Origin of the sequence: Corynebacterium sp. (assembly GCF_012837295.1) — a bacterium.
Classification (GTDB): domain Bacteria; phylum Actinomycetota; class Actinomycetes; order Mycobacteriales; family Mycobacteriaceae; genus Corynebacterium.
In genome coordinates this window covers 1-5,342 of record NZ_DURI01000041.1, presented here as the reverse complement: position 1 = coordinate 5,342, position 5,342 = coordinate 1, and the positions used below count along the sequence as shown (strand labels likewise).

At 69.2% G+C, this 5,342-nt stretch carries 4 protein-coding genes; all 4 read left to right on the top strand.

Going from position 1 to position 5,342, the window contains the following annotated elements; all coding sequences use genetic code 11:
* Positions 1-467 (top strand): prolipoprotein diacylglyceryl transferase family protein (locus GX015_RS01410; protein WP_291342233.1); only part of this gene is annotated, 467 nt, incomplete at its 5' end.
* Between the two features lie 10 nt (positions 468-477).
* Positions 478-1,899 carry a pyruvate kinase gene (gene pyk / locus GX015_RS01405; protein WP_291342231.1) on the top strand — a complete coding sequence of 474 codons (1,422 nt, stop codon included), beginning with the start codon at positions 478-480 and terminating at the stop codon, positions 1,897-1,899.
* Between the two features lie 100 nt (positions 1,900-1,999).
* A complete protein-coding gene (gene glgP / locus GX015_RS01400) occupies positions 2,000-4,603 on the top strand; it encodes an alpha-glucan family phosphorylase (RefSeq protein ID WP_291342229.1) in 2,604 nt (867 codons plus the stop codon).
* A 216-nt stretch (positions 4,604-4,819) separates the two neighbouring features.
* The coding region (locus GX015_RS01395) for a BCCT family transporter (RefSeq protein ID WP_291342235.1) at positions 4,820-5,342 on the top strand (523 nt) is incomplete at its 3' end.

The window sequence follows — 5,342 nt, the reverse complement described above, 5'->3', positions numbered from 1 at the left end:
TGGGCAACTGGTTCAACCAGGAGCTCCACGGCGGTCCCACGACTCTGCCGTGGGGGCTGGAAATCTACGAGCGCGTCGACGAGGCCGGCAACCTCGCGCCCGTCTCCGGCGTCTCCACCGGCGAAGTCCTCGCCGTGGTGCACCCGACGTTCCTGTACGAACTGCTGTGGAACGTCGCCATTTGCGTCCTGCTCGTCTGGCTCGACCGCCGCTTCCGCCTCGGCGGCGGCATGGTGTTCGCACTCTACGTCGCCGGCTACACGCTGGGCAGGTTCTTCATCGAGCTGATCCGCACCGACGCCGCCACCGAGGTGTTCGGCGGCCTGCGCATCAACACCGTCACCTCGGCGGTCGTGTTCCTCGTCGCCTGCGCGTTCGTGTTCATCCTCCGGCACAAGCGTCGTGAAGCACCCGAAGAGGTCCGTGGCGCGGAGGGCCGCGACGCGGACGCGGCGGCGGAGGGCTAGGGTGGTGGACGTGCAAAGACGAACGAAGATCGTATGTACCCTTGGCCCCGCCGTCGCGTCCCTCGAGGGCATCACCGGCCTCGTCGAATCCGGGATGGACGTCGCGCGCCTCAACTTCTCGCACGGCGAGCACGAGGATCACGCGCAGAACTACCGCTGGGTCCGCGAAGCCTCCGACAAGACCGGGCACGCGGTCGGCATCCTCGCCGACCTGCAGGGCCCCAAGATCCGCCTCGGCCGGTTCGCCGAGGGCTCGACGTACTGGGCCGACGGTGAGGTCGTCCGCATCACCGTCGACGACGTCGAGGGCACCCACGACCGGGTCTCCACCACCTACAAGAACCTGGCGCAGGACGCCAAGCCGGGCGACCGCCTGCTCGTCGACGACGGCAAGGTCGGCCTGAAGTGCATCGGCGTCGAGGGCAACGACGTCATTTGCGAGGTCACCGAGGGCGGCCCCGTCTCCAACAACAAGGGCGTGTCCCTGCCGGGCATGGACATCTCCGTGCCGGCGTTGAGCGAGAAGGACATCCGCGACCTGCGGTTCGCCCTGAACCTGGGCGTCGACTTCATCGCGCTGTCGTTCGTGCGCTCGCCGTCGGACGTCGAGCTCGTCCACGCGATCATGGACGAGGAGGGGCGCCGTGTCCCGGTCATCGCGAAGCTGGAGAAGCCCGAGGCCGTCGACGCGCTCGAGGCGATCATCCTCGCCTTCGACGCCGTCATGGTCGCCCGCGGCGACCTCGGCGTCGAGGTGCCGCTGGAGGACGTCCCGCTGGTGCAGAAGCGCGCGGTGCAGATCGCCCGCGAGAACGCCAAGCCGGTCATCGTGGCCACCCAGATGCTGGACTCGATGATCGTCAACTCCCGCCCGACGCGCGCCGAGGCCTCCGACGTGGCCAACGCCGTGCTCGACGGCGCCGACGCAGTGATGCTGTCCGGCGAGACGTCGGTGGGCAAGTACCCCGAGACCACGGTGCGCACCATGTCCCGCATCGTCGCCGCCGCCGAGCGCGACGGCGAGGTGCCGGCGCTGACCCACGTGCCGCGCACCAAGCGCGGCGTGATCTCCTACGCCGCCCGCGACATCGGCGAGCGCCTCAACGCGCGCGCCCTGGTCGCCTTCACCTCCTCCGGCGACACCGCCCGACGCGTGGCGCGCCTGCATTCGCGGCTGCCGCTGCTGGTGTTCACGCCGCATCAGTCGGTGCGTTCCCAGCTGTCGCTGACGTGGGGCGCGGAGACGTTCCTCACCCGGGAGGTCCGCACCACCGACGACATGATGACCACCGTCGACGAGGCGCTGCTGGCCATGAAGGAGTACCGCCGCGGCGACATGATGGTCGTCGTCGCCGGTTCGCCCCCGGGCAACGAGGGCAACACGAACCTGGTCCACGTCCACATGCTGGGCGAGGACGTCAAGGGCGAGTAAACCCGAGACCGGCCCGGCCCGGACCAGCTCACCACGACCCCGCCACGGCAGCGATTCCGCTGCTGTGGCGGGGTCGCCCGCTTGGGGTTAGGTTCGATCCATGAAGGCAACAGGCACCGTCTCGGTCTCCTACAACATCCCTTCCGCCCTGCAGCCGCTGGTCCGGCTGGCCATGAACATGCGCTGGTCGTGGCACCGGCCGACGCAGGAGCTGTTCCGCGGCATCGACCCGGAACTGTGGTCCCGCGTCAACGGCCCGATGGCGATGCTCCACGCCAGCCCCCGCTCCTCCCTGGAGGCTCTCGCCGCCGACGGGGATTTTCTGGGCAAGATGCGCGCGGCCGCCGATGATCTCGACGCGTACCTGCAGGAATCCCTGTGGTTCCAGCACAGCCACGCCGAGCACGAGGTCGCCGACGCCGAAACGACCGGCGCCACCAACCGCACCGCCACCGATCCGATCGCCGCGTACTTCTCCATGGAGTTCGGCATCCACCCGTCGCTGCCGATCTACTCCGGCGGCCTCGGCGTGCTGGCCGGCGATCACCTGAAGTCGGCGTCCGACTTGGGCGTTCCGCTGATCGGCGTGGGCCTGCTGTACACGCACGGCTATTTCACGCAGTCGCTGTCGGCCGACGGCTGGCAGGAGGAGGCCTACGTGGCGCACCCGCCGGCGTCGCTGCCGGTGCAGAAGGTCCGCGACGGTTCGGGCACCCACATCCACGTGGAGGTCGATTTCCCCGACAACCGCACCGTCACCGCGGCGCTGTGGGCGGCCCAGGTGGGGCGCGTCCCGCTCATACTCCTGAGCACGGACATCGACGCCAACCCCGCCGAACTGCGCGGCATCACCGACCGCCTCTACGGCGGCGACGACGAGCACCGCGTGCGCCAGGAGATCATCCTCGGCGTCGGCGGCGTCCGGGCCGTCAATGCGTTCTGCGATTCCCGAGGCCTCATGCGCCCGCGCGTGGCGCACCTCAACGAGGGGCACGCCGGCTTCCTCGGATTGGAGCGCATCCGCGAGCGCATGGACGAGGGCTCCTCGTTCGACGAGGCGCTGGCCATGACGCGGGCGGGCGGCGTCTTCACCACCCACACCCCGGTGCCCGCGGGCATCGACCGGTTCGACCTGGAGATGGTCCGCCGCCACATCGACGCCGGTGGCGGCGGCACGTCGCGCCTGTGCCCGGGACTGCCGGTCGACCGCATCCTGGAACTCGGCCGCGAGGACGACCCGAATCGGTTCAACATGGCGAACTTGGGGCTGCGCCTCTCGCAGCGGGCCAATGGCGTCGCCAAGCTCCATGGGGCGATCTCGCGGGAGAACTTCCGGGGCCTGTACCCGGGTTACGAACCGGACGAGGTCCCGATCGGCTCGGTGACCAACGGCGTGCACCTGCCGACGTGGGCGCACCCGGCGATGGAGCCGGTGATCGAGAAGGTGTCCGGCGGGGCCGATCTCGCGGTCGCGGACACGTGGGGCCACCCCGGGGCGGTGAGCGACGAGGAGCTGTGGGCCGCGCGCAACGCCATGCGCTCGGACCTGGTCGACGCCGCCCGCGCCGCCGTGCACGACTCCTGGCGCCACCGGGGCCTCGACGAGGCGCAACTGGCGTGGACCCGCCGCGTCCTCGACCCGGACGCGCTCACCGTCGGTTTCGCCCGCCGGGTGTCCACGTACAAGCGCCTGACGCTGATGCTCAAGGACCCGGCCCGCCTGCGCGCCATCCTCCTCGACCCCGACCGCCCGGTGCAGTTCGTCATCGCCGGCAAGGCCCACCCGCGGGACATGGGCGGCAAGCAGCTGATGCAGGAGCTCATCCGCTTCGCCGATGACGCGGGCGTGCGCGACCGCTTCGTGTTCCTGCCCGACTACGACCTCGCGCTGGCGGCGCACCTGGTGTCGGGCGCGGACGTGTGGCTGAACAATCCGATCCGGCCGCAGGAGGCCTCGGGCACTTCGGGCATGAAGGCCGTGATGAACGGCGGCCTGACGCTGTCGATCTCCGACGGCTGGTGGGACGAGATGCCGCAGGAGGGCAACGGCTGGACCATCCCGACCGTCGAGTCGCACGACGCCGGCTACCGCGACCAGCTGGAATCCCAGGCGCTCTACGATCTGCTCGAAGCGGAGATCGCGCCCCTGTTCCACGACCGCGGCGCCGACGGCATCCCGCACGCCTGGTTGGACCGCGTCCGGGCGTCGTTGACGACGCTGTCGCCGCTGGTGGCCTCCACCCGCATGCTCCGCGATTACGTCGAGGGCTATTACCGCCCCGCGGACCACGCCAATCGCCTGATGTCCGCCGACGACGACACCGCCCGCCAGTACGTCAATTGGTCGCGGCACGTGGCGCAGGGATGGCCGAACATCACGTTGTCGCACGCGGTGTGCGACGGGGAGCCCGTCGGCGAGGGCACGAGGGTCCTGGCGGGCGAGGAGTTCCGGGTCTGCGTCGACGCCGAGCTGGGCACGCTTGCCGACGAAGACGTGCGAGTCGAAGTCATTGTCGGCGAACTCGACGACGACGGCGAATTGTTCGGCGCCACCACCCACGTGATGGAGCATCAGGGCCGAGGCCGCTATTCGGCGACCATTCGCACCGACCGGCCGGGCGATCTCGGGTACGCGGTCCGCGTCGTCCCGCGCCATCTGCTCCTGGCGCACCCGGCGCAGACCGGGCTGGTGAAGTACCTGTAGCGGCCGCGGACACCCGAGGATCGGGGCAAACGGCACGATTCGGCAACGGTTCCTTCCGGTCCGGTTGTATTCGGCGGTGAATGATGGTCAGGTGGAAAGGACAGCCGACCGACCAATTCACTTGAGGTGATTCGCGTGTCCCTGCCCGATTCGACGAGAAAAGAACCGGGGGACATCACCCGCGGCCGGAAATTCACTTTCAGAATCGATCCGCCGGTGTTCTGGCCGTCGGTGGCGCTGATCCTCGGCTTCGTGGTCTGGACCCTGGTGTCCACGGAGTCGGTCACCGCGACGTTCTCCACCTCCGCGGATTGGCTGAAGGAGAATCTCGGCTGGTTCTACATTTTCGGCGTGACGGTGTTCCTGCTCTTCCTGATTTGGATCGCCATTTCGCGGTTCGGGCGGATCCGGCTCGGGGGAGACGATGAACGGCCGGAACACTCGACGCCGACGTGGTTCGCCATGCTCTTCGCCGCGGGCATCGGCACGATCCTCATGTTCTGGGGCGTGGCCGAGCCGCTCAACCACTTCGCCAACCCGCCGATGGCGGACGTGGAACCGCAGTCGAACGACGCGGCCCGCGAGGCGATGGCGTTCACCTTCTACCACTTTGGCCTGCACACGTGGACGATCTTCGCGCTGCCCGGCCTGGCGTTCGCGTACTTCATCTACAAGCGCAAGCTGCCGGCGCGCCTGTCGTCGATCCTGGCGCCGCTGATCGGCACCCGCATCTACGGGC